A 26796-nucleotide genomic window follows, 5' to 3' on the forward strand; every position below is an offset into this window, starting at 1 on the left:
TACATACATTATACACGGTTTTGAGGAAGGACTATGAAAGCAGAGAGTGATGCTGAGATTTTTGCGCAAAAAATATGGTTGGTTGGGGCGTCTCAGGGGATAGGCTTAGCCTTGCTCAAAATGTGGTTGGGGCAAGGTGCACAAGTCGTTGCGTCGGCACGAAACACCGGAAATAGTTCGGAGTTGGTTGCCTTGAAAACGGCTTATCCGCAGCACTTATATCTATTAAACCTAGATGTCACAAAAGATGCTGCGTTAGATGATCTTGTGTCAGAAGCCTGGCATGCTTTTGATGGCTTGGATGCCTGGTTTTATAATGTTGGTAGTTATTTTCCAATGTCGAGTCATGATTGGGATTTGGCGGCATTTATGCAAATGAATCAAGCGAATTATTTAGGCGCAGTAAAACTGATGATGCCTTTGCGGGATTATTTTGTTGCTCAGGGCCATGGTCGATGGATATGGAATGCCAGTGTGGCGGGTTATTTTGGTCTTCCTTATGGGGGTGGGTATTCAGCCCCGAAAGCAGCGTTAATTAATTTAGCTGAATCTTTAGCGCCAGAATTGGCTGAACAGGGGGTTCGTTTGCAAATAATAAATCATGGCTTTGTTAAAACACGTTTAACGGCTAAAAATGATTTTGCCATGCCTGGGTTGATGATGCCTGAGCAGGCTGCCGCTGCGATTAATCGTGGCTTAAAGCGCAATCGTGGATTCGAAATTCGGTTTCCGCGTGGTTTGGTTAGCTTTCTAAGCTTGCTAAAATGCTTGCCTTATCGTTTAAGCTTAGCGCTAACGCGTCGTATGTTAAAGCCCAAAAAAGAGGTAGCGGAGTGATGACAACACATTACTATGAATTGACCGCATCACAAAAAGTTGCGCCACAGGCGCGCCCATCTCAATCCATTGCAGAGGTTTTAACCACTTATCAGGAAATGTTTGAAAACCTAGACCCGCACACTATGGCACAGCATTTTAGTGAAGTGTTTGCGCCTCAGGTGTACTTTAAAGACCCTTTTAATGAAATCAAAGGGCGTGCTAAGTTGGTGGGGTTATTTGAGCATATGTTCACCACCTTGCATGAGCCGATGTTTCGGATTCACCATAAAGCCGGTTCGGGCAACACCGGCTATTTAGAGTGGCGTTTTTACTTTAAGTTAAAACCCAATCAACCCGTTAAGCAAATTAATGGCATGAGTAAGATTGTCATTGATGAGCAGGGTTGGGTGATTGTGCACATTGATTATTGGGATAGCGGCGAGTATGTCTATCACCAAGTGCCCGTTGTCGGTGCTTTAACGCGCTGGGTGGCTAAAAAGTTAAGGGCACCGCTTTAATGGGTTTGCAACCTCTTTGGTATGGTCTCCCTGCCTGGCCACTCGCCATGTTGGGTATTCCACTCTATGTGTATTTGCCGGCTTATTATCATGAATTAGGCGTGGGGCTGGCTGCGATTGGTATCGCACTATTGCTTGCGCGTTTCACCGATGTATTGACAGACCCGTTGTTGGGTTGGTTGCGAGATCATCTGAGTCCGCGAGGACATTATTTAATGATTGGAGTAGGTTGGGCACTGCTGCTTGTGTCTTTGTGGCATTTGTTATTACCGGTGGCGCCAACGGCATTAAATTTATTGGGATGGTCTCTGCTGCTCTATTTTGCTTGGACGCTGATAATGATTCCCTATCAAGCACTCAGTGCTGAGGTGACCGCTGATTTGCACCATAAAACCAGTTTTACTTCGGTGCGAGAGGCGTTTGCCATTATCGGTGTGGTCTCGGTGTTGAGTCTGCCGGTTGTTCTTGATGTCAGTCCAACCAGTCGTGCGCTTTTTGAAGTGCTTTATCCTCTGGTTGCGTTCGGGTTGACACTGTTTTTGGGCTTAATGTTGTGGCGGTTGAAGCGCCCAGAATTGGTTGCGCTTGACGCGGGTACACCTAAGTCTTCTTTGTGGCAAAAGGCCAACTACATTTGGCAAGATGCCGCGAGTCGCAGGTTATTACCTGCGTATTTTCTAAATAGTCTTGCGAATGCCTTGCCAGCTACGCTATTCATATTATTTGTGCAAGGGTATTTGGATCTTGAGCCCCAAACCGGTGTGTTATTGTTGGCCTTTTTTATAGCTGGCGTATTAGGTTTACCTGCCTGGGTTTGGTTGGCAAAACGCATCGGTAAATACCAGGCCTGGCAAGTGTCTATTGTGTTGGCTTGTTTAAGCTTTGTATGGGTCTTTGCGCTTGAACCCGGAAATTTTGTTGGATTTTTGATCATTAGTTTTATATCGGGGCTAAGTTTGGGAGCTGATGTGGCCTTGCCCTCTTCTATTCAGGCGGATGTCGCGCAAGATTTGTCTAAGCAGCAAGGCCCCATGAGCGGTGTGTTGTTTGGCATTTGGGGGATGCTAACCAAACTAGCCTTAGCCTTGGCGGTTGGATTAAGTTTGCCCTTGATCGATTGGGCAGGCTGGGAGCAGCAAACCGCTGAGAGTATGACCATGATTCTTTGGTTGTACGCCGGTTTGCCGATTATGATTAAGCTGATGGTATTAGCCTATTTGTTTTATACGCGACACCAAGAACCCCGTAAGGTGTAATTGCCAGTTTAAGCTGCGCGCGGTCGCAGAGCTTGTAATAGCAGCGTTAGTAAAAACAATCCGAGTGCACAAACTACTATAGCAGGACCGGTGGGCACATCAAGGTGCCAAGAAAGTCCCAGGCCCAGTAAAATGGCAATGCTCGCTAACATCACTGCGAAAACCAGCATTTGCTCAGGTGAGTGAGCCCAGCGTCGCGCGGTAGCCGCCGGCAGTATCAGTAGCGAGGTAATGAGTAGAATGCCCACTACTTTCATGGACATCGCAATGACCAGTGCAAGAAGAAGGGTCATTTGAAGTTGTAACCGTGACACGGCCACGCCTTCTACTTGAGCAAGGTCTGGATTGAGGGTGAGGTTAATTAGACCTTGCCACTGGGTGGATAGAAACAAGATCACCAGGCCTGCTATAGCGACCATGAGTAATAGATCATAGAGGTTTAAGTTAAGAATGTCGCCAAATAAGAAGCTCATGATGTCAATGTTGACGCCTGACTGAAGTGCAACGAGCACCAGGCCGCTAGCGAGGCTGCCGTGAGCTAAGATACCCAAGAGGGTGTCATTGGCTAGTTGGGTATGGCGTTTTAAAAAATGCAGGCTAATGACCAGTAAGAACGAGGTCATCAAAATGGCAAGGCTTAAATTAATGCTAAGCATCAGCCCGATGCCGACGCCCAGCAGCGCAGAGTGAGCGAGCGTTTCGCCAAAATAGGCCTGACGCTGCCAAACAACAAATAAACCGAGTGGTGCAGCAATCCAGGCAGTTAGTAGTCCGCCGGCTAGAGCTAGCCAAATAAAATAATCAAGCATGATCTTTTGCGTCCATATGATTGTGCTCACAATGATGTGGCTGATGTTGGTACCAGGCCTGGTACGGGCTCATATCACCAAATTGGGCTAAAAAATCAGGGTGGTCTTGAATGTGAGCAAGGCTGCCACTACAACATACATGACGATTTAAGCAGATGACCTGGTCGGTGTTTTTCATTACCAAGTGCAAGTCGTGACTGATCATTAATATGGCGCAGCGACGCTGACGTTGCTGTTGATAAATTAATTGGTAGAGTTGATGTTGGCTTTGTAAGTCGATGCCTTGTACCGGCTCATCTAGCACCAATAGATTGGGTTCGCGAATTAACGCGCGGGCTAATAAAACTCTCTGCAGTTCGCCGCCGGACAAACTATGTACCGGTTGTTTAAACAGATGATCCAATGCTAATTGCTCATTAAGCTCGGCCAGGGCTGTGTTAAGATTCTTTGGGCTAGATTGCGCATCAAAACCTAGCGTCAAAAAACGCTGCACGCTGAGTGGTAAAGTGGGATCAATAAACAGTTTCTGTGGCATAAAACCGACTCTTAGGTCGGGATGGTGTGACACCTGGCCACTAGAGGGGGTCAGAATCTTTAACAGGATCTTAACTAGGGTTGACTTTCCCGCACCGTTTGGGCCAATTAGGGTGGTAACTTGGTTTGATGTCAGGCTTAGATTGATGTGGTCAAGTGCTAAACCTTGTTGTCCATAGCGATGACAGATGTCTTGTGCGTGAATAAGAGTTTTTTCCATAATATGGGGTAGTTTACATGGAGTCATGGCCAATGCGAAGATTGCTAAGGCAAATAATTGTGCTATCTTGCTGGATGGGGCTGGCCGGGGTGTCGGTGCAAGCACACGCTGAAGACTCATTGAATCCAGCTGTCAATCCTATTAATGTTGTCGCGTCTATTCCACCCTTAGCAGGCCTGGTTTATCCATTGTTAGGTGAGCAGGACAGTATTTCGGTGATTTTAGATGTGGGCAGTTCACCGCATGGCTTTCAGCTCAGGCCCAGTCACATGCGAGCCTTACAGCAGGCAGATTTGATGTTGATGGTAGGTACGCCGGTCGATGCCTGGATGCAGCGGGCTGCGGAGCGGTCAGATATTGCAACGCGTCAGTTGTTTGATGCAGAGCAGTCGGATTGGTTACCGCGTCGTGACTCGGGCGCCTGGGATCGTAAGCATCATCCTAGTCACGGTCATGCTCATCAACGTCATTCAGGGCTGCAAGCCGTGGCAAGAGTAGATGGCCATATTTGGTTAGATATAGAGCGCGCCATAAATTGGGTAGCGGATATGAGTTTAGCCTTGCAGCAGCTGAGACCTGAGCGGGCTGCTGAGTTTCAAGCACGAGAAGAGCAGGTGGTGGCAAGCTTAATCGCTGCCCGCCAGGCCTGGTCAGATCAGTTGCAGCCATATCAAGATAAACCCTTTGTAGTGATGCATGATGCCTATCAGTATTTTGAACATAGGTTTGGTTTAAATGCGGCGGGTGCGGTTTACATAAATCCTGAGGTTGCGCCAAGTGTGCGTCGCATTCAAGAAATTCGTGATACCTTGGTTGCGCAGGGTGTGGTATGTGTGTACCAAGAGCCGCAATTCCCAACTGATAGGTTGCGTTCTGTACTACGTGGTATGGATGTGGGCTTGGGTCAGTTAGATCCATTGGGTGCCGATGATGTGCTCGTCCCTTATGAACAGTTTTATGATCGTCTAGTGCAATCCTTTATTGCCTGTATGCAAGATGCTTCAGCAAATTAAGCTATTTTTAATCGGATTGCCGGGTAGTGGTAAGTCCACTGTTGCTGCTAAAATTGCTGAAGTAGTAGCGCAAGCAGGGCTGGCAGAGTCAGTTGCATTGAGTTTGCGCGAAGCAGTTGGATTTGATTTTGCCCGTTATGAAGATGAGCAGGCCTGCTTGGTATGGGATGCGCGTGAAGTCTTAAGCTTTTATGATGAGACCTGGCTAGAGGCGTTTTTTGATCAAGCAGATCGTTTGGTCATCTCGCACTGGACGCAACTCGATTTAATAGCGCAAAGCCGATTGAATCAGCAACTCAAACGTTGGTTTAATGGACAGTTATTTTATGCTGATACCTTAAGCAATAATAAAGCAACAGCCTTGCTGACGCTTAAGTCCGCTGGCTATCGATTGTTTAGTCATGCTGATGCGCAACTGATTCCTTTGCGTTTAACGATGGGGCGAGTGGTGCTCGATCATTTGTTGTTTATACTTGAAATGGTCCAGCAAAACTACCAGCGCCCCATTTGGCGCGCAAATGGCTTGTTGTTGACCCAGGAATATGCCAATCCAGTCGTCGTCGATATGACGCATAGCCAGTTGCGTACAGGTGGAGGCAGTCTTGAGCAGCTTGATGAGTTGGGTGCAGGATTAGGGCAGTTGGAATTTTGGCTCGATCAGTCGTTTGATCAGGCGCAGCTGCAAGAATGGCTAGTTGCTTCACTTGCACCCGGTGAACGAATCGGCATATAATACCCTACCAAATTACTCAGAAATTCGGACCGAGGACACAAGGCCATGCAAACAACCCAGTATGAAGAAATTAATGACATCCTGGCAAAAAACCAACACTACAAAGAAGGTTTTTATACCCTAACGGCGGTTAAAACCTTTGCCAAGGGCTTAAACGAAGAGGTTGTGCGGGCGATTTCAGCGAAAAAGAATGAGCCTCAGTGGATGTTGGATTTTCGTTTAAAAGCATTTAAGCATTGGCAAACAATGCCTGAACCACACTGGGCCAAAGCCAAATACGAACCGATTGATTATCAAGATTATAGTTATTATTCGGCACCTGAATGCAGTAGTTGTAACCAGGCCTGCGATAAAGCTCTGGATGGCAAAGATCATTCTCAGCCAGCGATTGATCCAGAAGTGGCCAAAGCTTTTGCGGCACTCGGTGTGCCTATCGATGACAGTGACGCCAATATTGCGGTAGATGCGATTTTTGATTCGGTGTCAGTGTCCACGACAAAGCGTGATCAGTTAGAAAAGTTAGGTATTATTTTCTGTTCTTTTTCAGAAGCAGTTCATGAGCATCCTGAGCTTGTGCAGCGCTATCTAGGTAGCGTGGTGCCCTATCATGATAATTTCTTTGCCGCACTCAACTCGGCGGTGGCATCTGATGGAACCTTTGTTTATATTCCTGAGGGTGTGCGCTGTCCGATTGATTTATCAACCTATTTCCGAATTAATGAAGCTAAAACAGGTCAGTTTGAGCGAACGATTTTGATTGCTGAAAAGGGCAGTTACATTAGTTACATTGAAGGCTGTTCGGCACCGATTCGTGACACCTACCAATTGCATGCTGCCGTGGTAGAGGTCATTGTCCATGAAGATGCCGAGGTTAAATACTCTACGGTACAGAATTGGTATCCAGGTGATGATGACTGCCAAGGCGGTATTTTGAATTTCGTGACCAAGCGTGGTGTGTGTGAAGGGCGTAATGCTAAGCTATCTTGGACGCAAGCGGAAACGGGTTCTGCTATTACCTGGAAGTACCCAAGTTGTATCTTGAAAGGCGATAACTCGATTGGCGAGTTTTATTCGGTAGCCCTGACTAATCGTCGTCAACAAGCGGATACCGGCACCAAAATGATTCATATTGGTAAAAACACCCGTAGTACGATTATCTCAAAAGGCTTGTCGGCGGGCAGGAGCGATAATACTTATCGTGGCTTAGTGAAAATTTTGCCTTCTGCTGAAGGTGCGCGCAACTTTACTCAGTGTGATTCGATGTTAATTGGTAACCAGTGTGGCGCGCATACTTTTCCCTATATTGAAGTGCAAAATCCAACCGCTCAAGTCGAGCATGAAGCGACCACGTCTCGGATTGGTGAAGACCAGCTGTTTTATTGTCAACAGCGCGGGATAAGTGAACAGGATGCTATTTCTATGATTGTGAATGGTTTCTGTAAGGAAGTGTTCAAGGAACTGCCACTCGAATTTGCGCAAGAAGCCGAAGAGCTATTGGCGATTAGTTTGGAAGGGTCGGTTGGTTAAGCGGTCGTTAATCATGGCCCAAGCATACCCCATTTAATTTGAATTTTATTTAACGCAAAAGCGAAGACTAACTATGTTTCTCAATATCGAAAACTTACATGCTCAAGTTGAGGATAAGGCGATCCTGAAAGGGATTAATTTACAGATTAACCCAGGTGAAGTACACGCCATCATGGGACCGAATGGTTCGGGTAAAAGTACCTTGTCTAGTGTGCTAGCAGGACGTGAGGACTATGAAGTGACTGAGGGCTCAGTCAGTTATTTAGATCATGATTTGCTTGATATGGATGCCGATGAGCGCGCACAGCAAGGTGTGTTTTTGGCCTTCCAATACCCTGTCGAGATCCCAGGTGTTTCTAATAAATTGTTTATGCACACTGCACTTAATGCCAAGCGTGCTGCAGCAGGCTTGGCTCCTCTAGATATGTATGACTTTGAGCAGTTAGCTTTAGAAAAAATGAAAATGCTTGAAATGTCGCCTTTAATGCTAGAGCGGTCGGTGAATGTCGGTTTTTCAGGCGGTGAGAAAAAGCGTAATGATATTTTTCAAATGGCCATGCTTGAACCTAAGCTTTGCATCATGGATGAAACCGATTCAGGTTTAGATATCGATGCGTTAAGAATCGTGGCCAATGGTGTCAATTCGCTTCGCTCTAATGAACGTAGCTTTATTGTTGTTACGCACTATCAGCGTTTGCTAGATCATATTAAACCTGACTTTGTACATGTGTTGTATGACGGCAAAATCATCAAATCTGGTGGTTTTGAGTTGGCCCATGAGTTAGAGGAGAAGGGGTATGACCACCTTATCCAAGCCTATGAAAAAGTTTAGTCCTGTCGCGCAAGCCGCGATGGATTATTATCAGGCGCAGGCGACGCGGTTAATTCAAGCTGAGGGTGAAGGACATGCACTGGCGCGTTTTCGCCAGGCTGCTTTAAACGAATTTATTGAGCAGGGTTTTCCTAGCCGTAAAGATGAAGATTGGCAGTTTACACCCTTAAGTAATTTCTTAAAAACCCACTACCATTTTAATGGGATCTCTCGAGCAACTGCAGCCGATATTGCTAAGTTAAGACCCTTTGTTGACGCGTGGCATTTGGTGTTTGTTGATGGTTATTTCAGTGAGTCCTTATCTGATGACTTAGTTGGCTTGCCTGATGGCGTGTCAATTGAATCGGGTAAAGACGCATTAGATTTTGAAATGGGCTTTTGTGTTTTTGCACAATCAGAAGAAGATATTCAGCAGGATGCATTTGGTATGCTTAATGCGATGTTGTTCGATGATGGTGTGTTTATTGAGGTTGCCCCACATGTACAATTGGAAAAACCTATTGTTATTAGTTATGTTCAAACATTAGCTGAGCACGCCAATATAGTGCGTAATAAAATTAAGTTGGGTTCAAGTGCAAGTCTGAATGTTATCGAACAGTATGTGGCTATCGATGATGGTTGGGGCTTTGAAAATAGTGTTTGCGAAATTGAGCTTGCTGCTAACGCGCGTTTAAACCAAGTTGTTTGGCAAAACCTGCCTGAGCAGGCGACCTATTTTAATAATCAATTTATCGATTTAGCAGAACACTCTCAATTTAGAACTCATTATATTGGTCTAGGTGGTGCGATTTCGCGTCATCAGAATCATGTGCAAATGGATGGTGACCGGATTGAGTCTGAGCAGAACAGTGTCTGTTTTGCACGTAACCAACAGATTGTCGATACGCGCACTTATACGGGACACAAGGCCGAGCAGGGTTTAAGTCGTCAGTTACACAAGCTGGTGTTGGCAGATCAAGCTATTGGTGTGTTTAACGGCATGATTAAGGTCGATCAAGTTGCTCAAAAAACCGATGGGATGATGGACAACAAAAACCTGCTCCTATCCAATAAGGCTCAGATGAATGCCAAGCCGCAACTTGAAATCTATGCGGATGATGTGAAATGTTCGCACGGTTCAGCCTCTGGCCAAATTAGTGCGGATCAGATTTTTTATTTGCAAGCGCGCGGCTTATCTAAGCAACAGGCTCGCCAACTAGTTACGCTTGCGTTTTTGATGGAGCCGTTAGAAACGGTTGTTGCAGAAACTGTTCGTACTTGGTTGCAACAGGCTTTAGCGGATGCGGTTACGCCGCATTTGAGTTAGCCAGCTAATTAAACGAGGATTTATGATCGATAATCACGCCATTCGTGCTGAATTTCCTTTGCTTGCTCAAACTGAGAAGGGTTTGCCATTAGTTTATTTGGATAACGCTTCGACAAGCCAAAAGCCTCAGCAGGTGATTGATGCAATTGAACACTATTATCGCGCAGAAAATGCCAATGTTCATCGCGGTGTATATGGTCTTAGTGAGCGTGCTACTGAAGCTTTTGAAGGGGTTAGAGGCCAGGTGCAGGGCTTATTAAATGCCGCCTCAAGTAAAGAGATTATTTTTGTGCGAGGCGCGACCGAGGGTATTAACCTGGTAGCCAGCTCATGGGGGCGCAGTAGCTTACAGCTAGGCGATCAAATCATTGTGAGTGAAATGGAGCACCATTCAAACTTAGTGCCTTGGCAGCTTTTGGTAGCGGACTTAGGGATTGAAATTGTTAAGTGGCCTATTGATGAGTTAGGTCAATTGCACCTGAGTGATCTAGCAGGCCTGCTGAATGAAAAAACCCGTTTAGTGGCAGTGACCCATATGTCGAATGCGTTGGGTACGATTAATCCAATCGCCGATATTATTGCCCTGGCGCATCAGCATGGGGCGAAAGTCTTGGTCGATGCCGCACAGTCTGTTTCGCACATGCCGATTGATGTGCAAGCGCTTGATGTCGATTTTTTGGTGTTTTCTGGCCATAAAATGTACGGTCCGACCGGTATTGGCTGCTTGTATGCTAAGCAAGCTCTGCTAGAGCAGATGCCACCCTATATGGGTGGGGGTGACATGATTTATCAGGTTAGCTTTGCGGGTACGAGTTTTAATGAGTTGCCCTATAAGTTTGAAGCGGGCACGCCCAATATTGCCGGGGTGATTGGCTTAGGTGCGGCAATTCGCTTCATTGAGCGAGTTGGTTTTGACACCATTGCAGCCATTGAAGAAGACTTGTTAGCCTATGCGACAGCGAAGCTCAGTAAGATTAATGGGCTGCGTATCATCGGCGAAGCAGCGCATAAGGGTGGGGTTATTTCATTTGTGTTTGACCAAGCTCATCCGCATGATATTGCAACTTTGATTGATCAAGATGCAATTGCTTTGCGTGCGAGTCATCATTGCGCTATGCCCATTATGCAAAAGTATGGTCTGCCTGCGACTTTGCGCGCCTCCTTTGGTGTTTATAATAATCGAGCGGATGTTGACCGCCTATGTGTGGCGTTAGAAGAAGCCTTGGCGATGTTGGCTTAATCGCCTTGACGTGATACTTGGCTAGAAATTTGCTATGATACCTCCATTTTAGCCTTAAGCCATGGTGGTGCTTAAGCGGAGTGAGCAATGAAAGAACAAGTTAGGCATATCCATTTCGTCGGCATTGGCGGCGTTGGCATGGCGGGCATTGCTGAGGTCTGCATCAATCTAGGTTTTGCAGTCAGTGGTTCGGATATTCGCCGGCACGCTACGGTGGTGCGGTTGGAAGCCTTGGGAGCAAAAATTCAACTTGGGCACCAGCCAGAATGGGTGCAGCAGGCGGATGTGGTTGTTGTCTCCAGTGCTATTGCTAAGGATAATCCAGAGGCCGCTTGGGCCAAATCGAGTAGAATTCCCGTTATCCCGCGCGCCGAAATGTTGGCCGAGCTCATGCGCATGCGCTATGGTATCGCCATTGCGGGTACGCATGGTAAAACCACCACCACGAGCTTAACGGCTGCCATACTCACTCAGGGTGGGCTTGATCCAACTTTTGTTATTGGTGGTCAGCTTAATCAAATTGGTACCAATGCAAGGTTGGGTTCCAGTCGTTATTTAGTCGCTGAGGCGGATGAATCGGATGCCTCTTTTCTTCATCTAGCACCGATGATGTCCGTTATTACCAATATTGATATGGACCATATGGAAACCTATCAAGGTGATTTTTCTCGCCTTATTCACACCTACAATGAATTTATCAATCGTTTACCCTTCTATGGTTTAACTGTATTGTGTTTGGATGACCCTAACCTGAAGCAATTAATGCCAGATGTACTCAGAAAGGTACGCACTTATGGCTTTGATTCGCAGGCGGATGTGGTCGCGATCAACTGGCTAGCAAAGGGTTTGACTAGTGAGTTTGATGTGGTGGTTAAAGGTCGCGAGCCTTTTAGAGTGACACTGAACATACCGGGACAACATAATGTTAGGAATGCATTAGCCGCTATCAGCGTCGCTTTGGAGTTGGATGTGTCGGTGAGTGCAATTCAACAAGCATTGGCAACGTTTGGTGGGGTTGGGCGACGCTTCGAAGTTTACCCACGGCGGATTATTGGTGGCCATCAAGTGACCTTGGTGGATGATTATGGACACCATCCTACTGAACTAGCGGCAACGCTACAAACAGCCAGAGATGCCTTTCCCAGTCAACGGATCGTGTTGGTTTTTCAACCGCATCGTTACAGTCGGACACGGGATTTGTTTGATGAATTTATAACTGCACTGACCAAAGCGGATTTAGTGATTTTAGCGCCTGTCTATGCGGCAGGCGAAACACCTATCCCGGGTTTCGATACCAAGGCGATCATGCAAAATATGCGGATTCGAGGCATGCAGAATGTTATGTTCGCGGAAGGTTTTGAAATGCTAAATGCGATGGCTGCAGATGTTTTAACAGAAGGCGACATCGTATTGTTGATGGGAGCCGGTGACATAGGGCAATGGGCAAAAGAATGGCAACAAAGTACATAATTCAGCAGCTGCTTCGTTGGCGAGAAAGGCTTGAGAAGGAGTCTATAGCTGTTCTGTATGGTGGTGTTTCGGCAGAACGTGAAGTGTCACTTCGAAGCGGTCAGTCTATTGTTAAGGCTCTTACTGAGGAAGGACTCAATGTAACAGGGTATGATGTCAGAAGTTTAAATGATTTGGTGGATGTTGCTGCAAATCATTGCCTGGTATTTTTGGCTTTACATGGTCGTTGGGGTGAAGATGGCCAGGTACAGGCGGTGTTGCAGAGCTTAGGTGTGGTGTTTACAGGGAGTGGTATGGCGGCCAGTGCCTTAGCCATGGATAAAATTCGTACTAAATATGTTTGGCAAGGTGCCGGGTTGCCAACACCGGCTTTTTATCGTGTAAATAAGGCAAGCTTAACTACATTACTCTGGTCGAATATGCCCTTGCCTGCAATGGTTAAGGCAAGTCATGAAGGCTCGAGTATTGGGTTATTTAAAGTTAATACGCTTGATGAGCTCAAGTGGGCAGTAGAGCAAGCATTGCAACTTGATGATGAGGTGTTGGTTGAGCAGTGGGTCTCGGGCCGGGAGTTTACTTTTGCTATTTTAGCTAGTGAAGTTTTGCCTGCGATTGAGCTCAAGACGCAGCATGATTTTTATGACTATGATGCAAAATATGTGTCTGGCGATACGGAATATTTGTGTCCGGTGAGTTTAATGCAATCAGAGCTGGCAAGTATGAACGAGTTAGTGTTGAAAGCATTTGATGTATTGGGCGCTCAAGGTATTGGGCGGATTGACATTATGTTGGATGAAATCGGCCAACCCTGGTTAATCGAGTTAAATACGCTACCGGGGATGACGGACATGAGTTTAGTGCCCAAAGCGGCCAAGCATTATGGTTTAAGTTATGGTGAGTTATGTATTGCAATTTTAGGTCAGGCTGTTGATGCTTCACCGTTGGCTTAAGCTGGGGTTGGTTGTTTTATTGGCAGGCCTGGTGGTCGTCTGGGTGCTGCTTATGATGAAACCTGAGCAGAATGCGACATTGTCCTATAAAATAATCTCACCCTTACAAAACATTACGCTAGATCAAGTTGAAGATCAGATATGGCCCTATTTAGAGCAGAGTTTTTGGGATGTTGATCTGGTCGGTTTGCAGCAGGTTTTACAATTAAACCCATGGGTTGAATCTGCCTTTGTTTCAAAACAGTGGCCTAATCAGCTGGTTTTGAAGCTTGTAGAGCGTGAACCAGTGGCACGGTGGCGACAACAAAGCTTAGTTGACCGGCAAGGAGTGATATTTAACCCAGATGATGTTGCAGCATTTGGGCACTTGGTCGTTCTTGATGCGCATGAGCTTCAATCTCGCGCAATGTTACGTCATTGGTCTGAAGTCCAGGCTTTGTTAAATCCGCTAGATTGGCAAGTACTCGGCATGACGTGGTTTGCAGATGATGTATTAAAAGTGGATGTCGATGCGGGTCATCAAATCTACTTAATAGCGAGTGATAAAAAGCAATTAGTCCAGCGTTTTATGCTAGCTTGGCCTAAGTTGTCAGATAGCACGGTTCAGCCTGTGATACTAAACAGTGCTCTAAAACAGTCAGCTAGATGGAAAATTGATTTAAGATACAGTAATGGTATGGCGCTAAACCCTTTAAATAATGTTGATTGAGAAAAATATGGCAAGAAAAAAATCGGCAGCGAATATTGTTGTTGGCCTCGATATCGGGACATCCAAGATTGCGGCTATTGTCGGCAAGTTAAAAGCGAATGGCGAGATTGAGGTTCTAGGGATGGGTACTTATCCCTCTAAGGGACTTAAGAAAGGAGTGGTGGTTAACATTGACTCTACGGTTGACTCTATCCAACGCGCCATCGATGAAGCTGAGCGGATGTCTGGCTATGAGGTCTCATCCGTTTATGTAGGTATTGCAGGTAGTCATATCAACAGCTTTAATTCTACGGGTATGGTCGCGATTCGCAGCCAAGAAGTGACTGATGACGATATTTTAAGAGTGATTGATGCGGCAAGAACCCAGGCTATTCCGGGCGATCAAAAAGTACTGCACATTTTGCCGCAAGAATACAGTATTGATAATCAAGACGGGATACGTGAGCCGGTAGGCATGTCAGGTGTGCGTCTTGAAGCAAAAGTACACATGGTTACGGGGTCTTTGAGTGCCGCACTGAACATTACCAAGTGTGTTGAGCGCTGTGGACTTCAAGTTAACGATATTATCCTTGAGCAGTTAGCTTCAAGTGAGTCCGTATTATCTGAAGATGAAAAAGAACTGGGTGTTTGTTTGGTTGATATCGGTGGTGGAACCACTGATATTGCGGTGTTTTATCAAGGCGCAATTCGTCACACGGCGGTGATTCCTGTAGCAGGTGATCAGGTCACTAACGACATCGCAGTCGCATTAAGAACGCCTTCACCTGCAGCGGAAGCGATTAAACGTAAGTATGCCTGTGCATTGCCTCAGCTTATAGCGACGGATGAAGAAATTGAGGTGCCTAGTGTCGGTGACAGACCTGCCCGTTGTTTATCGCGCAGAACCTTGGTAGAGGTTGTTGAGCCGCGTTATGAGGAGCTCTTTCAGCTTATTCAAGCTGAGCTTCGTCGATCTGGTTTTGAAGGCATGATGGCAGCCGGTGTGGTATTAACGGGTGGGAGTGCAAAAGTTGAGGGTGCGATTGAGCTGGCCGAAGAAGTGTTTAATATGCCGGTTCGTCTGGGCATTCCGCAGGATTTGCAGGGTCTAAAGGATGAGGTGACTGATCCTGCTTTTGCTACAACGGTTGGGTTGCTTATTTATGCGCGTGAACATACTGCATATGAGCCAGGTCATGAACCCTCACCCCTCAAGTCTAATCAAACGTCGGTATTGCGACGAATGAAAGATTGGTTTAATAAAAGTTTTTAAAGGTTGAAAAAAACGAGTGAAGCAACGTACTTTAGCTAATCCGATACACGCCAAGGGTATTGGACTCCATACTGGGCATCAAGCTCGGATAACTTTGCGTCCAGCCCCTGTTGATACGGGTATTGTGTTTAGACGGGTCGATGTGCAGCCAGCTATAGAATTTAAGGTGACACCTGATTTAGTAGCCGAAACAACCTTGTGCACAACTATCCGGGCCGGTGGTGAGAAAATCGCTACTATTGAGCACCTTATGTCAGCCCTCGCTGGTGTAGGCATGGATAATGTTTATATTGATATCGATGCCGATGAAGTGCCTATTATGGACGGCTCTGCATCGCATTTTATTTTTTTAATTCAAGCGGCAGGTATTAAACTGCAGGACAAATCAAAGCAGTTTTTGGTCATAAAAAAACCAGTGCGGGTTGAAAATGAATTGGGCGGTTGGGCTGAATTTAAACCCTATAACGGTTATAAATTGAATTTTGCAATAAAGTTTAATCATCCTGCATTTAAGCAAACAGCTGAAGACATGACGCTGGAGTTTTCATCAACAAGTTACTTTAAAGAAGTGAGTCGTGCGCGCACCTTTGGGTTTTATAATGATATGGAAGCTTTGCGGGCAAAAAAGTTAGCGCTTGGCGCCAGCTTAGATAATGCCATAGGTTTAGATGAAAACGGCGTGATGAATAAAGGTGGCTTACGTAACAAAGACGAATTTGTTCGGCATAAAATTTTAGATGCGGTCGGTGATTTGTTTATGTCAGGCTATGCAATTGTCGGTGAATTTAGCGCGTTTAAATCAGGGCATGCATTAAATAACCAGCTGTTACGTAAGTTGTTTGCTCAACCAGATACGTTCGAGTTTATGTCCGAGTTTGGCGATCAAGCCGAGCCGATAAATTTCGATAGTTCTAAGGTTCTGGTTTAGTCATATTAATGGCGCGCAATCCGATTCTTTTGAGTGCTTGGGAAAGGGTGGTGGATTTAACTTGCTCGCTTAATGCGAGCATTTTTTTAGCGGTTTCTTGGTCGGGCAAAGGGTTGGTCGAATGAGTTTTGTGCTCGCTAGACGTAGTTTTTTGGCGCTGACTTAAGCGAACTCTTACTGGCGAAACAAGATTAAGGCCGGGATAGATTTCGTTAACGTGCCTAAGGCAGCTTGGCGCTAAAAAGCGGATTTTGCTGGCCCACAAGGCTTCATTAATAACAATAACTAGGTAGGGGTGCTCAATGCCTACTGCACAAATATGTGGGTGCATGTTTTCAGGCATCACACTAAAAATATGTTCTTTTAGCGCTTGGTATTGCTGCGCCTCTTGAATAATTTTAAAAAGTCCCGATTGATTAAGAGGATGTTTTGCCATAGAGCCCTTTTTGAACGTCGCGTCTTGCTAGCCATATGCTAGAATAACTCAATTTTAAACGATTTTTTGCTTTGGATTTCTTTAACTATGTTTATGTCATTTCTTCAAAAATTATTAGGTAATCGTAATCAACGCTTGGTTAAGCAGTATCAAAAACGGGTTGCGCTGATCAATGCCCATGAGGAGGCAATGGCAAAACTGACGGATGAAGCCTTGCAGGCTAAAACGGGCGAATTTAAGTTTCGTCTTGCGAGCAATGAAGCATTAAATGATATTTTACCTGAAGCCTTTGCTGTGGTGCGAGAAGCCGGTAAACGTGTACTGGGTATGCGCCATTATGATGTGCAAATGATAGGTGGTATGGCACTGAATGATGGTCGAATTGCAGAGATGCGCACCGGTGAAGGTAAAACCTTAGTTGCAACCTTGCCTGCTTACCTAAATGCGTTAGCTGGTGGCGGGGTGCATGTGATCACTGTTAACGATTATCTTGCCAAGCGTGACGCCGAATGGATGAGTCAGTTGTATGGGTTTTTAGGTTTAACGACTGGCGTGATTTTGAGTGGTCAAAGTCACCAGGAAAAACAGTTAGCCTATGCAATGGATATTACCTACGGTACCAATAATGAATTTGGTTTTGATTATTTGCGTGACAATATGGCGATCTTTAAAGAAGAGCGCGTCATGCGCGGTCAAGCCTTTGCGATCATCGATGAAGTCGACTCGATTTTGATAGATGAAGCTAGAACGCCGTTAATTATTTCCGGACCCGCTGAGAATAAAGCACAGGTATATCACAAGATTAATCCTTTAATCAGTCATCTAGAGCGTGGTGAAGAAGATCCGATTGAGAAAACCGCGACGGGTGACTACACCGTTGATGAAAAAAACCGTCAAGTCTATTTAACGGAACAAGGTCATGAAAAGATTGAAAACCTTTTGGCAGAGGTTGAGCTGCTCAAAGACGGTGAAAGTCTTTATGATGCAACCAATATTGGTTTGATGATTCACGTGAATGCAGCGCTGCGTGCGCATGTTTTATTTGAGCGTAATCGTGATTATATTGTCGATGATGGTCAAGTCATTATTATCGACGAACATACGGGTCGTAAGATGATTGGTCGTCGTTGGGGCGAGGGCTTACATCAAGCCGTTGAAGCCAAAGAGGGTCTTGAGATTCAGAGTGAGAGTCAAACCTTCGCCTCGATTACCTTCCAAAACTATTTTAGACAGTATCAAAAATTGTCTGGTATGACCGGTACGGCGGATACTGAAGCCGGCGAGTTTTTGTCAACTTACAAATTAGAAGTGGTTGTAATTCCGCCTAATAAAACGCCGCAACGGGAAGACTTAACTGATTTGGTTTTTTTGGATGTCCAGTCTAAGTTTAAAGCGATTGTTGAGGACGTTAAAGCAACCCACGCCAAAGAGCAGCCCGTTCTAATCGGTACGGCTTCGATTGAAATGTCAGAGCTTTTATCGGCAGCCTTTACGCAGTCAGGTGTAAAGCATGAGGTGTTGAATGCTAAACAACATGAGCGTGAAGCGCACATTATTGCTAATGCGGGACGAACTGGTGCAGTAACCATTGCAACCAATATGGCGGGTCGTGGTACGGACATTGTGCTTGGCGGAAGTTTAGACGTTGAGTTAGAAGAATTGGGCCCAGATGCGGATGCAGAAGCGAAAGCGAAAGTTAAAGCGGCTTGGCAGCTCCGTCATGATCGCGTGTTAGAGTTGGGCGGCCTTAAAGTGATTGGCTCGGAACGTCATGAGTCACGCCGTATTGATAATCAGCTGCGTGGTCGTTCCGGTCGTCAAGGTGATCCCGGTGTGACGCGTTTCTACTTGTCGCTTGATGATGATTTGATGCGTCGTTTTGCGTCTGAGAAGGTAAAGAATATGATGCGTCGCTTAGGGATGGCTGAAGGTGAAGCGATAGAGCATCCGATGGTAAGTCGTTCAATTGAGCGTGCGCAAAAGCAAGTCGAACGTTTACATCAAGATGAACGCGCCAATCTATTGAAATTCGATGACGTATCCAACGAACAGCGCAAAGTGGTGTATCAGCAGCGTAATGAGTTAATGGAAAGCGAAGAGGTTCGTGAAACCATTAAGATTATGCGTGAAGACGTGGTCAATGAAATTGTCGATGACTTTATCGCACCGGGTAGTTTGGATGAGCAGTGGCGCATTCCAGAGCTTAACCATGCGCTAGAGGAAAGCTTTGGTATTAAAGTCGATGTGCAGGCCTGGTTAGATGCGGACGCGTCCTTGTATGAAGAAACCTTGCGTGAAAAAATTGTCGCTGAAGTACAGTCTCACTATGATCAAAAAATGGCCATTATTGATGAGAAAACCTTGGGTCATTTTGAAAAAGAGTTGTTGTTGCGCAATATTGATAAATTATGGCGTGAGCATTTATCTGAGATGGATTACTTGCGTCGCGGTATTCATCTGCGTGGCTTTGCCCAGCGCGATCCTTTCCAGGAGTACCGTCGTGAAGCAGCATTACTGTTCCAAGGCTTCCTAAATGAAGTTAAAAAAGAAACGATTAAAATGTTGTCACTGGTGCAGTTACACAGTCAACAAGATGTAGCCGCCTTCGAAAAACAGCAGCAAGCTGAATTGGAAAAAGATATGCAGCAAGCGCAGGCTTCTCATCCAGCGGCTGCTGCTGCACCTCAGGCTGAGTCACCAGCGACATCAAATAATGCTGTTGCTGACAATGCCAAGGAGCAAACTTTCCGTCGCGAAACCCCTAAGCTTGGGCGTAACGATCCTTGTTCCTGTGGTTCAGGCAAAAAATACAAACATTGTTGTGGTAAGTTAGATTAATTTTTATTCTTAGAGGTGCATCATGCCTGTTGGTCTTGCGTACGAGTTGCCAGAAATTCATCCAGTTGCCGGTGTTTATTTAGGTGCGACGGCCGCTAAAATTAAAAAAAATGGTAAAACAGATTTGGTCGTTATGGAGTTTGCACCGGGCAGTGTGACCGCCGCAACCTTTACCACTAACGCTTGTTGTGCTGCACCGGTTCATGTCGCGAAAGCCCACTTAGCGGCCGAGCAACCACGGGCGTTATTAATTAATTCGGGTAATGCGAATGCGGCGACTGGCGAGTCGGGAATGGTGAATGCTAAGCAAACCTGTCAGTGGTTGGCTGATGAATTAGGGTGCGAGCCGGAAGAAATTTTGCCCTTCTCGACAGGGGTAATTGGCGAACCCTTGCCGATGAATAAAATTCAATTGGGTTTAGTTGCGGCTGTAGCTGATCGCGCTATTGACCACTGGCCTCATGCTATGGCCGGTATCATGACCACCGATATTGTGCCTAAAATGGTCAGTCGTGTAATTAACATTGACGGGCATGATATTACTATCACGGGTATGGCTAAAGGCTCGGGGATGATTCATCCTAATATGGCGACGATGCTGGGCTTTGTGGCCACTGACGCCAAAATCACCGCCGAACTATTGCAGGCCTGCTTAAGTCAGGCCGTTAAAAAGTCATTTAACCGGATTACGGTGGATGGTGATACTTCGACTAACGATGCCTGTACGCTAACGGCCACACAACAGGCCGATATGCCAACGATGACCGATGCGAATTCGCCTCAATATAAGCTATTTGCGGCAGAGATTGAGCGAGTGATGACCGAGCTTGCGCAGATGATTGTGCGTGATGGTGAAGGTGCAACCAAGTTTATTAGTGTGGAAGTCAATGGTGGCGAATCTGAGGCAGAGTGTTTGCAGGTCGCGCATGCGGTTGCCCTTTCTCCGTTGGTGAAAACCGCCATGTTTGCATCAGATCCAAATTGGGGTCGTATTTTGGCCGCTGTGGGCCGTGCGGGCGTAAAAAACTTAGACATTAATCGCTTGCAGATTTTTTTGGGTGACGTATGTATCGTGCGTGATGGTGGTCGTGCCAGCGACTATACCGAAGAACAGGGGCAGCAGGTCATGAAATCGGAAGATATTGCGGTACGTATCGAGCTTAATCGGGGTCAGCATAGTGAAACCGTTTGGACCTGCGATTTCTCCTATGATTACGTTAAAATCAATGCGGAGTATCGCTCTTAAATGTCAGGCGTTGTCGCTGTTGCGGTAGGCTGTTTAATTCGCAATGGTCAGGTGTTGATTGGGCAGCGATTAGCTCGTCAATCCTTTGCTGGTGAGTGGGAGTTTCCTGGTGGCAAGCTAGAAGCCAATGAAACACCTGTTGAGGCATTGGTGCGTGAGTTTAAGGAAGAAACCGGTTTAATTACCGAGGGTTGGCAAGCCTTGATTAGCTATCCATGGACACACCATTTACCCAAAGGTTCGCTCCAGGTTCAGCTGCATGTGTATGTGACTGAGCAGGCAAGTGGCGAGCTTACCGCCCCTGAAGGGCATGCGTTTGAATGGTGTCCATTAGCTGATTTGGCTCAGCGTCGCATGCTGGTAGCGAATAAGGGGATTGTGCGGGCACTGCAGTTACCTTCATCCTATATGATTACAGGTGGATTTCACGACCAACAAGATGCGATAGGGCGCCTTGAGCAGGCCCTCAAACAGGGTATTAAGTTGGTGCAGCTGCGCGCCAAACATCTCGACAAATCCGCGCTTTCTAGGCTTGCTCATGAGATGGCGAAACATTGTCATGGTCATGGTGCAAAGCTCCTGGTTAATACCGCTGTTGACTGGTTTGAGGCGATGCCATTAGTTGATGGCTTACAGTTATCATCCACTGAATTAATGTCTTGCACCAGCAGGCCAGTTGCGAGCGATAAGTTGCTGGGTGTATCTGCTCACAATGCTGTAGAGCTTGCTAAGGCGGCAGAGTTAGTCGCCGATTTTGCGCTGCTATCGCCGGTTAAAGCGACACAAACCCACCCTGATACACCCGCTTTAGGTTGGCCTGCTTTTACTCAACTCACCCAATCCACGCCGATTCCAGTTTATGCTTTAGGCGGCATGACGCCGAGTGACCTAGCCATTGCGAAGTCAGCCGGTGCACAAGGTATTGCGGCCATTAATGGATTATGGCCACAGGCGTTCTAATTTCTTTGTGTAACGGACGCTAACCAGGCCTGCAAAGCTTGATGCAATGCTGCGAGCGAACTAGTGTTATTAATAATGCTATCGGCTAAGTCTTGGCGTGTGGCGGGGTCCGCTTGTTGAGCCATAATGCTTTCGATTTGTTCAATGGCGCGTTGATCACGGGTTGCAACGCGTTGACGTTGTAAAGCAGGGTCGCATTCAATTAATAGGACATGGTCGATTTGATAAGCCGGTTGCATGACTTGGCTAATCACTGGGATGGCAACAAAGATCAACTTGTGTTGGGTTTTGAGTACCTCAACTTGAGCGCTTACCTGTTGGCGAACCAAGGGGTGAATGATCTGTTCGATGTCATGTTTCAGTTTTTGATCACTGAAAAAAGCCGCGGCGAGTTTTGGGCGGTCTAATTCACCTTGTGGGGTTAAAAATCGATTACCATGATGAGCAATTATCGCTTGCAATCCGGCCTGTCCGGTTTGCATGAGCTGTTTTGCAACCTGATCGGTATCGATGACTGGATAGCCTTGCTCAGCAAAGTAACTACAAGCCGCCGATTTACCACAGCCTATCCCACCGATAACGGCAACTACCAGGCCTGGTGTCATGGCCACACCTTCTGATGAACCCAAACGATATGCCAACCTAACGACGATTGAAAGGGTTCGCTTGGGCATGCAACAGGGGCATTCCATAGTCCACGTTCAAAGTCTCGTTCAAGCAGGCCTGGTGCCATAAAACCTAAATCCCCTTCATGCGATTTGCTAACACAGATTGAATAGCGCGTGACGGCCTCGGTAAAGCTCAACTCTTGCGCAACTAATCGGGGGTATAGGCGTGCTGCAATTTTTCGCGAAGGCAGCAAGATATGACTGGCATGGATTAATGGCATTATTTTTGGTAATCGGTAAAATGGTAAAACTCTATTTTACTGGATGAAAGTCTTATGTGCGGAATTTGCGGTGAGTTTTTGTGGCGAGACGGACAGCAAGCTGATCAGCAACGAATCAATAAGATGGTTGCGCAGCTCGCCAAACGTGGCCCGGATGCACAAGGGGTGTGGACACACGAGCAAGTGGGCTTGGGTCATACGCGTTTAGCCATTATTGATTTAAGTTCAGCAGGGCAGCAGCCTATGCAGGATCAAGAGTTAACCTTGGTTTTTAATGGTTGCATTTATAATTACAAAGCGTTGCGGGCAGAGTTGATTATTCTGGGACATGACTTTCAGTCTGACTCGGATACCGAAGTGATTCTAAAGGCTTATCGTCAGTGGGGTTCGGAGTGTTTAACTTACCTTGACGGCATGTTTGCTTTTGCTATCTGGGATGACCATCAGCAACAATTATTTTTAGCACGTGACCGCTTTGGGATTAAGCCGCTCTATTATGCTTTGACCGATCAGGGTCTGCGTTTTGCGTCAAATACCCAAGCACTCTTGGCGTCAGGCGGCATCAATACGGATATTGATCCAGTGGGTTTGCATTTCCAGTTAACCCTACATGGTGTGATTCCGGCGCCACATACCATCTTAAAAGGCATTAGAAAGTTACAGCCAGGGCATTACATGCTGGTGCAGCCGGATGGTCAAATTTTTGTGCGCCAATACTGGCAGCTCAATGCCCAACGTCCAGAGGCTACGGATTCAGCTAAGCCGCAAACTGAGCAGGCCTGGTTAGATGCTACGCATGATGCGTTAAAAAAAGCGGTGGCTAAGCGAATGGCAGCGGCAGATGTGCCGGTCGGCGTTTTGCTTTCTGGTGGGCTGGATTCGAGCCTACTGGTCGGATTGTTAGCCGAAGCAGGGGTGAGCCATATCAAAACTTTTTCGATTGGATTTGAAGATGTTGCTGATGAGCGTGGTTCTGAGTTTGAGTACTCAGATAAAGTGGTTGCGCGTTATCAAACCGACCATCATAAATATATTGTACCGAATAGCCAGGTACTGCCTCGTTTACCAGAAGCGATTGCGGCTATGTCCGAACCCATGGTAGGCCAAGATGCGGTAGCCTTTTATTTGTTATCTGAACAGGTGTCACAAGATGTCAAGGTGGTGCTATCAGGTCAGGGCGCCGACGAAGTGTTTGCCGGCTATTTCTGGTACCCGCAGATGGCGGCGGCAGAAGGCTCGGCGCTAGAGCGATTTGCGCCTTACTATTTTGATCGCAGTCATGAGGAATGGTTGCAAACTGTTCATCCGCGTTTTCATCTAAATGATGTAACCAGTGACTATGTCGCAGAGCGTTTAACCGAGCCAGGCGCGGATAGTTTTTTAGATCAAGTGTTGCGTTTTGATAGCACGACCTTAATTGTTGATGACCCGGTCAAGCGTGTCGACAACATGACCATGGCTTGGGGCTTAGAAGCGAGAGTGCCTTTTTTGGATAAGGATTTAGTTGAATTGGTGATGCAAGCGCCTCCCGAACTTAAACTGGCGGATGGCGGTAAGACTTTATTAAAAAGGATGGCACGAGGCCTGATTCCTGACGAGGTTATTGATCGACCCAAAGGTTATTTCCCTATGCCAGCACTTAAATTTGTACGCGGGGAGTTTTATGACTTTATGCGGGATATTTTATTAAGCCCCGCAGCACAAGCGCGCGGTTTATTTAATCAGGATTACATTGCAAGATTATTAGCGAGTCCTGAAGCTCCTGAAAACTTTACCGCCATTAAGGGTTCCAAGCTTTGGCATTGTGCGCTACTAGAGCTGTGGCTGCAAACCCATGTTGACCCATATAACTTAGCGCACTAACGTGATGGCAAGAATTGGCGTATAATAACCAAGCATTTTACTAGGACATTAAATAGGAGTTTAAGATGAGTTTTGAAATGGATGAGCAAACTGTGCTCGCAAAAATCGATGAGCAGGTTAAAAACAATCCGGTTGTGTTGTATATGAAAGGCACGCCTCAAATGCCATCCTGTGGTTTTTCCAGTCGTACGGCAGCGGCTTTGGTTGAAACGGGTGAAAAGTTTGCGTTTGTAAATGTGTTAGCAGATCAAGGGATTTATCAGTTTTTGCCTAAATATCAAGATTGGCCAACCTTTCCACAGCTTTACATCGACGGCGAATTACAAGGCGGGTGCGATATTACGCTTGAGTTAGCTGAGAGTGGCGAGCTAAAAGCGCTAATGGCGGCCGCCAATGCCAAGGTCGACCAAGCTTAATCAGCTATTGCTTAAGCGCGACTTGGCTTGTCAAGTTTCCATTGATTCACGATTCGGCAGAATAGACGCCCTGTTTGCAGGGTGTCATAAGCTGCTTCATGAGCCTTGTCATGGTCCCAGTCAAAGCCGGCCATTTTAACTGCCTTGCTTAAAACCGTCTCACCATATACCAGGCCTGCTAATGAAACCGTGTCAAAGGTACTAAACTGGTGAAAAGGTGATTTCATTTTATTCCGCTCGGCCGCATGTTTTATAAAATTCAAATCAAACATGGCATTATGGCCCACTAAAATGGCGCGAGTGCAGCCACTGGCTTTAATGGCGGTATTGATCGGTTGAAATAGTTTTTCAAGCGCTGTCCGCTCGGACTTGGCATCTCGAAAAGGATGGTAAGGATCCTCAATGCCATTAAACTTTAGGGCACTTTGATCTAGTTTTGAGCCCTCAAAGGGTAAGATGTTCTCTTGGAACAGTGACCCAGTAATCAGTTCACCCTGCTCATTCATGTCTAGCAATAGCACGGCAACCTGTAGCAGCGCATGACTATTAGGGTCGAATCCAGCCGTTTCAACATCGACCACCACGGGTAAAAACCCACGAAAACGATCTTTAATGTCAGTAATGCTCGGCGTTGCTTCAGGGGATTCGAGTAGGGATTGGGTCATGTTAGGGCTTTAATAAGTACTTTAGATTGACGTTGAAAATTATAGAGCTGTTGCTTTTGTGGCGGCAGGTCATCCAGATTGGCTAATACAAATCCCTGTTCAATAAACCAATGATAAGTATGGGTAGTAAGCAAGAATAGCTGTTTGATGCCCTGTTCCCTAGCCTTATGAACAAGGTGTGTAATCAATTCTTCACCTAAGCCCTGACCTTGATAGCTAGGGTCAATGGCGAGGCAAGCGAGCTCGGCCTGTGCATTGGGGTGAGGATAAAGCGCGGCACAACCTAAAATGTGGCTATCACGTTCGATAACAAAAAACTGGTTGATTTCAAGTTCAAGGCGCTCTCTGGAGCGTTTAACGAGCATGCCCTTTTGCTCTAAGGGTGAAATTAAATCAATAATCCCACTCACATCCTCGATACGTGCTTGACGAATCTGGTGGTAGCGATCGGTGAAAACCAGTGAGCCAATACCGTCACGGCTAAATAACTCAATTAACAAACTGGTGGGATCTGACTCATTAAGTAGGTGAATACGTTTGACTTGTTGTGCATTGTCAGCAAGGCATTGAATGAGATCGGCTTGGTTGGCATTTTGTGCGGGCCAATGAGTCAGTTGGTTAAGACTGAGTTGCTTGGGCAGGCCGCTCATTTGATCGCTTGAAGTAAACACCATCAATTTGTCTGCGTGGATTTTACTCGCAACCCAGCAGGCCTGCTCAAGGGTGTTGAGGTTAAACACTTCACCGGTCAGCGAGTAGGCTAAAGGCGTAAGTAGTGCAATTTGGTTCGAATCTAACACGGCTTGCAATGCGGTTTGATTAACCTTGCGAATTAAACCGGTATGTTGGTAGTCAACGCCATCAATGACACCCCTTGGTTTGGCGATGACCCAGTTCCCTGAGCAGAGGGTCAGTGGGAATGGATGATGGGTCTGTTGGCGACTAAAGGCCGCTTCTAACATACTGCGCACTTCACCAATGGTGCGTTGTAAAACAGGGAGCATGTCAGGCGAAGTAATGCGAATTTGATGGTGGGTTGACCATTCAATGCCCGCCTGTTCAAGTGCCTGATTAATTTGTAGGGTGGCGCCCATTACGATAATAAGACGTAAGCCCAGTGCATTAAGGTGCGAAATGTCTTCAGCAAATTCCTGTAACTGCTCACGATGCTCTAGTAATTCGCCGGGCAAATACACCACGCACACTTTACCGCGATGTTGCGCAACATAGTCGGATGCTTGGCGAAGGTTGTTGAGAAAATCAAGTTCAGATTGTTTCATGAGGTTTCGTAATTATGAGAAAATGTTAAAAATATTTTTAACAACTACAGACTTTTTTAAGTATAGCAAAGCAATAACTAAAAGTTT

At 46.2% G+C, this 26796-nt stretch carries 26 protein-coding genes; 19 read left to right on the forward strand and 7 right to left on the reverse strand.

The window, feature by feature from the left end; genetic code table 11:
• The first annotated feature begins 33 nt into the window (after positions 1-33).
• From THIAE_RS01105 to THIAE_RS01115, 3 genes are read left to right on the forward strand one after another with little or no spacing between them, the layout of a single operon-like run.
• Positions 34-837, forward strand: coding sequence for an SDR family NAD(P)-dependent oxidoreductase (locus tag THIAE_RS01105; protein ID WP_006459536.1), 804 nt, complete (start codon positions 34-36; stop codon positions 835-837).
• Positions 837-1337, forward strand: a complete 501-nt coding sequence (locus THIAE_RS01110) for a nuclear transport factor 2 family protein (protein ID WP_006459535.1) — start codon at positions 837-839, stop codon at positions 1335-1337. The genes THIAE_RS01105 and THIAE_RS01110 overlap by 1 nt, the downstream gene beginning before the upstream one ends.
• Positions 1337-2593: an MFS transporter gene (locus THIAE_RS01115; protein ID WP_006459534.1), complete on the forward strand. Its 1257-nt coding sequence runs from the start codon at positions 1337-1339 to the stop codon at positions 2591-2593. The genes THIAE_RS01110 and THIAE_RS01115 overlap by 1 nt, the downstream gene beginning before the upstream one ends.
• An 8-nt stretch (positions 2594-2601) precedes the next feature.
• Here THIAE_RS01115 and THIAE_RS01120 read toward each other — a convergent pair whose 3' ends face one another.
• Together THIAE_RS01120 and THIAE_RS01125 are read right to left on the reverse strand one after the other, a co-directional pair.
• Complete coding sequence (locus tag THIAE_RS01120; protein WP_006459533.1) at positions 2602-3402, reverse strand: metal ABC transporter permease; 801 nt, start codon at positions 3400-3402, stop codon at positions 2602-2604.
• Positions 3395-4183, reverse strand: a complete 789-nt coding sequence (locus THIAE_RS01125) for a metal ABC transporter ATP-binding protein (RefSeq protein ID WP_006459532.1) — start codon at positions 4181-4183, stop codon at positions 3395-3397. Before THIAE_RS01125 ends, THIAE_RS01120 begins: the two co-directional genes overlap by 8 nt.
• A gap of 32 nt (positions 4184-4215) precedes the next feature.
• On the opposite strand from THIAE_RS01125, the gene THIAE_RS01130 reads away from it, so the two are divergent.
• The 11 genes from THIAE_RS01130 (at position 4216) to lpxC (ending at position 16116) form a co-directional block, all read left to right on the forward strand.
• Entirely contained in the window at positions 4216-5169 is a 954-nt protein-coding gene (locus THIAE_RS01130; RefSeq protein WP_239232386.1) for a zinc ABC transporter substrate-binding protein, read from the forward strand.
• Positions 5153-5902: a P-loop NTPase family protein gene (locus THIAE_RS01135; protein WP_006459530.1), complete on the forward strand. Its 750-nt coding sequence runs from the start codon at positions 5153-5155 to the stop codon at positions 5900-5902. Before THIAE_RS01130 ends, THIAE_RS01135 begins: the two co-directional genes overlap by 17 nt.
• A gap of 45 nt (positions 5903-5947) precedes the next feature.
• Positions 5948-7429, forward strand: a complete 1482-nt coding sequence (gene sufB, locus THIAE_RS01140; protein WP_006459529.1) for a Fe-S cluster assembly protein SufB — start codon at positions 5948-5950, stop codon at positions 7427-7429.
• 73 nt (positions 7430-7502) lie between these two features.
• Positions 7503-8261, forward strand: coding sequence for a Fe-S cluster assembly ATPase SufC (gene sufC, locus THIAE_RS01145; protein ID WP_006459528.1), 759 nt, complete (start codon positions 7503-7505; stop codon positions 8259-8261).
• Positions 8227-9567, forward strand: a complete 1341-nt coding sequence (sufD, locus tag THIAE_RS01150; protein WP_006459526.1) for a Fe-S cluster assembly protein SufD — start codon at positions 8227-8229, stop codon at positions 9565-9567. Before sufC ends, sufD begins: the two co-directional genes overlap by 35 nt.
• Positions 9568-9589: 22 nt before the next feature.
• Positions 9590-10807 carry an aminotransferase class V-fold PLP-dependent enzyme gene (locus THIAE_RS01155; RefSeq protein WP_006459525.1) on the forward strand — a complete coding sequence of 406 codons (1218 nt, stop codon included), beginning with the start codon at positions 9590-9592 and terminating at the stop codon, positions 10805-10807.
• A gap of 87 nt (positions 10808-10894) precedes the next feature.
• Positions 10895-12277 (forward strand): UDP-N-acetylmuramate--L-alanine ligase, encoded by a 1383-nt coding sequence (murC, locus tag THIAE_RS01160; RefSeq protein WP_006459524.1) that lies wholly within the window; start codon positions 10895-10897, stop codon positions 12275-12277.
• A complete protein-coding gene (locus THIAE_RS01165) occupies positions 12259-13227 on the forward strand; it encodes a D-alanine--D-alanine ligase (RefSeq protein WP_006459523.1) in 969 nt (322 codons plus the stop codon). The genes murC and THIAE_RS01165 overlap by 19 nt, the downstream gene beginning before the upstream one ends.
• Positions 13208-13936, forward strand: coding sequence for a cell division protein FtsQ/DivIB (locus THIAE_RS01170; protein ID WP_006459522.1), 729 nt, complete (start codon positions 13208-13210; stop codon positions 13934-13936). Before THIAE_RS01165 ends, THIAE_RS01170 begins: the two co-directional genes overlap by 20 nt.
• A 7-nt stretch (positions 13937-13943) precedes the next feature.
• Entirely contained in the window at positions 13944-15188 is a 1245-nt protein-coding gene (ftsA, locus tag THIAE_RS01175) for a cell division protein FtsA (protein WP_006459521.1), read from the forward strand.
• A 16-nt stretch (positions 15189-15204) separates the two neighbouring features.
• A complete protein-coding gene (lpxC, locus tag THIAE_RS01180) occupies positions 15205-16116 on the forward strand; it encodes a UDP-3-O-acyl-N-acetylglucosamine deacetylase (RefSeq protein WP_006459520.1) in 912 nt (303 codons plus the stop codon).
• On the opposite strand, the gene THIAE_RS01185 is transcribed toward lpxC, so the two are convergent.
• Positions 16100-16552 carry a DciA family protein gene (locus THIAE_RS01185; RefSeq protein ID WP_006459519.1) on the reverse strand — a complete coding sequence of 151 codons (453 nt, stop codon included), beginning with the start codon at positions 16550-16552 and terminating at the stop codon, positions 16100-16102. The genes lpxC and THIAE_RS01185 overlap by 17 nt on opposite strands.
• 87 nt (positions 16553-16639) lie before the next feature.
• Here THIAE_RS01185 and secA point away from each other — a divergent pair, with 87 nt between their 5' ends.
• Genes secA through THIAE_RS01200 form a run of 3 tightly spaced genes read left to right on the forward strand, consistent with a single transcriptional unit; the run spans position 16640 to position 21596 of the window.
• Positions 16640-19390, forward strand: a complete 2751-nt coding sequence (secA, locus tag THIAE_RS01190; protein ID WP_006459518.1) for a preprotein translocase subunit SecA — start codon at positions 16640-16642, stop codon at positions 19388-19390.
• Positions 19391-19412: 22 nt separating this feature from the next.
• On the forward strand, positions 19413-20636 hold the full coding sequence (gene argJ, locus THIAE_RS01195; protein ID WP_006459517.1) for a bifunctional glutamate N-acetyltransferase/amino-acid acetyltransferase ArgJ: 1224 nt from the start codon (positions 19413-19415) through the stop codon (positions 20634-20636).
• Positions 20637-21596 (forward strand): Nudix family hydrolase, encoded by a 960-nt coding sequence (locus THIAE_RS01200; RefSeq protein WP_006459516.1) that lies wholly within the window; start codon positions 20637-20639, stop codon positions 21594-21596.
• Here THIAE_RS01200 and coaE read toward each other — a convergent pair.
• Positions 21593-22225, reverse strand: a complete 633-nt coding sequence (gene coaE, locus THIAE_RS01205) for a dephospho-CoA kinase (protein ID WP_239232387.1) — start codon at positions 22223-22225, stop codon at positions 21593-21595. The two genes, THIAE_RS01200 and coaE, sit on opposite strands and share 4 nt — an antisense overlap.
• Positions 22198-22485, reverse strand: a complete 288-nt coding sequence (locus tag THIAE_RS01210; RefSeq protein ID WP_006459514.1) for a peptidylprolyl isomerase — start codon at positions 22483-22485, stop codon at positions 22198-22200. Before THIAE_RS01210 ends, coaE begins: the two co-directional genes overlap by 28 nt.
• A gap of 54 nt (positions 22486-22539) precedes the next feature.
• Here THIAE_RS01210 and THIAE_RS01215 point away from each other — a divergent pair, with 54 nt between their 5' ends.
• Together THIAE_RS01215 and grxD are read left to right on the forward strand one after the other, a co-directional pair.
• On the forward strand, positions 22540-24348 hold the full coding sequence (locus THIAE_RS01215) for an N-acetylglutaminylglutamine amidotransferase (protein ID WP_006459513.1): 1809 nt from the start codon (positions 22540-22542) through the stop codon (positions 24346-24348).
• 65 nt (positions 24349-24413) lie between these two features.
• Positions 24414-24764 carry a Grx4 family monothiol glutaredoxin gene (gene grxD / locus THIAE_RS01220; protein WP_006459512.1) on the forward strand — a complete coding sequence of 117 codons (351 nt, stop codon included), beginning with the start codon at positions 24414-24416 and terminating at the stop codon, positions 24762-24764.
• Positions 24765-24775: 11 nt separating this feature from the next.
• Here the strand turns inward: grxD and rnt are convergent, their stop codons facing one another.
• Both rnt and argA read right to left on the reverse strand, forming a co-directional pair.
• The gene (gene rnt, locus THIAE_RS01225; RefSeq protein ID WP_006459511.1) at positions 24776-25429 is read right to left on the reverse strand and encodes a ribonuclease T; all 654 of its coding nucleotides are present in this window, start codon (positions 25427-25429) and stop codon (positions 24776-24778) included.
• On the reverse strand, positions 25426-26709 hold the full coding sequence (gene argA / locus THIAE_RS01230; RefSeq protein WP_006459510.1) for an amino-acid N-acetyltransferase: 1284 nt from the start codon (positions 26707-26709) through the stop codon (positions 25426-25428). The genes rnt and argA overlap by 4 nt, the downstream gene beginning before the upstream one ends.
• Between the last annotated feature and the right edge of the window lie 87 nt (positions 26710-26796).

The sequence above is a fragment of the Thiomicrospira aerophila AL3 genome (genome assembly GCF_000227665.2).
Taxonomy (GTDB): Bacteria; Pseudomonadota; Gammaproteobacteria; order Thiomicrospirales; family Thiomicrospiraceae; genus Thiomicrospira; species Thiomicrospira aerophila.

Excerpts from the sequence above, each read along its gene's own strand:
- THIAE_RS01105 (WP_006459536.1), top strand. The coding sequence starts at position 34 with ATGAAAGCAGAGAGTGATGCTGAGATTTTTGCGCAAAAAATATGGTTG.
- THIAE_RS01110 (WP_006459535.1), top strand. The coding sequence starts at position 837 with ATGACAACACATTACTATGAATTGACCGCATCACAAAAAGTTGCGCCA.
- THIAE_RS01115 (WP_006459534.1), top strand. The coding sequence starts at position 1,337 with ATGGGTTTGCAACCTCTTTGGTATGGTCTCCCTGCCTGGCCACTCGCC.
- THIAE_RS01120 (WP_006459533.1), bottom strand. The coding sequence starts at position 3,402 with ATGCTTGATTATTTTATTTGGCTAGCTCTAGCCGGCGGACTACTAACT.
- THIAE_RS01125 (WP_006459532.1), bottom strand. The coding sequence starts at position 4,183 with ATGACTCCATGTAAACTACCCCATATTATGGAAAAAACTCTTATTCAC.
- THIAE_RS01135 (WP_006459530.1), top strand. The coding sequence starts at position 5,153 with ATGCTTCAGCAAATTAAGCTATTTTTAATCGGATTGCCGGGTAGTGGT.
- sufB (WP_006459529.1), top strand. The coding sequence starts at position 5,948 with ATGCAAACAACCCAGTATGAAGAAATTAATGACATCCTGGCAAAAAAC.
- sufC (WP_006459528.1), top strand. The coding sequence starts at position 7,503 with ATGTTTCTCAATATCGAAAACTTACATGCTCAAGTTGAGGATAAGGCG.
- sufD (WP_006459526.1), top strand. The coding sequence starts at position 8,227 with ATGACCACCTTATCCAAGCCTATGAAAAAGTTTAGTCCTGTCGCGCAA.
- THIAE_RS01155 (WP_006459525.1), top strand. The coding sequence starts at position 9,590 with ATGATCGATAATCACGCCATTCGTGCTGAATTTCCTTTGCTTGCTCAA.
- murC (WP_006459524.1), top strand. The coding sequence starts at position 10,895 with ATGAAAGAACAAGTTAGGCATATCCATTTCGTCGGCATTGGCGGCGTT.
- THIAE_RS01165 (WP_006459523.1), top strand. The coding sequence starts at position 12,259 with ATGGCAACAAAGTACATAATTCAGCAGCTGCTTCGTTGGCGAGAAAGG.
- THIAE_RS01170 (WP_006459522.1), top strand. The coding sequence starts at position 13,208 with ATGCTTCACCGTTGGCTTAAGCTGGGGTTGGTTGTTTTATTGGCAGGC.
- ftsA (WP_006459521.1), top strand. The coding sequence starts at position 13,944 with ATGGCAAGAAAAAAATCGGCAGCGAATATTGTTGTTGGCCTCGATATC.
- THIAE_RS01185 (WP_006459519.1), bottom strand. The coding sequence starts at position 16,552 with ATGGCAAAACATCCTCTTAATCAATCGGGACTTTTTAAAATTATTCAA.
- secA (WP_006459518.1), top strand. The coding sequence starts at position 16,640 with ATGTTTATGTCATTTCTTCAAAAATTATTAGGTAATCGTAATCAACGC.
- argJ (WP_006459517.1), top strand. The coding sequence starts at position 19,413 with ATGCCTGTTGGTCTTGCGTACGAGTTGCCAGAAATTCATCCAGTTGCC.
- THIAE_RS01200 (WP_006459516.1), top strand. The coding sequence starts at position 20,637 with ATGTCAGGCGTTGTCGCTGTTGCGGTAGGCTGTTTAATTCGCAATGGT.
- THIAE_RS01210 (WP_006459514.1), bottom strand. The coding sequence starts at position 22,485 with ATGCCATTAATCCATGCCAGTCATATCTTGCTGCCTTCGCGAAAAATT.
- THIAE_RS01215 (WP_006459513.1), top strand. The coding sequence starts at position 22,540 with ATGTGCGGAATTTGCGGTGAGTTTTTGTGGCGAGACGGACAGCAAGCT.
- grxD (WP_006459512.1), top strand. The coding sequence starts at position 24,414 with ATGAGTTTTGAAATGGATGAGCAAACTGTGCTCGCAAAAATCGATGAG.
- rnt (WP_006459511.1), bottom strand. The coding sequence starts at position 25,429 with ATGACCCAATCCCTACTCGAATCCCCTGAAGCAACGCCGAGCATTACT.
- argA (WP_006459510.1), bottom strand. The coding sequence starts at position 26,709 with ATGAAACAATCTGAACTTGATTTTCTCAACAACCTTCGCCAAGCATCC.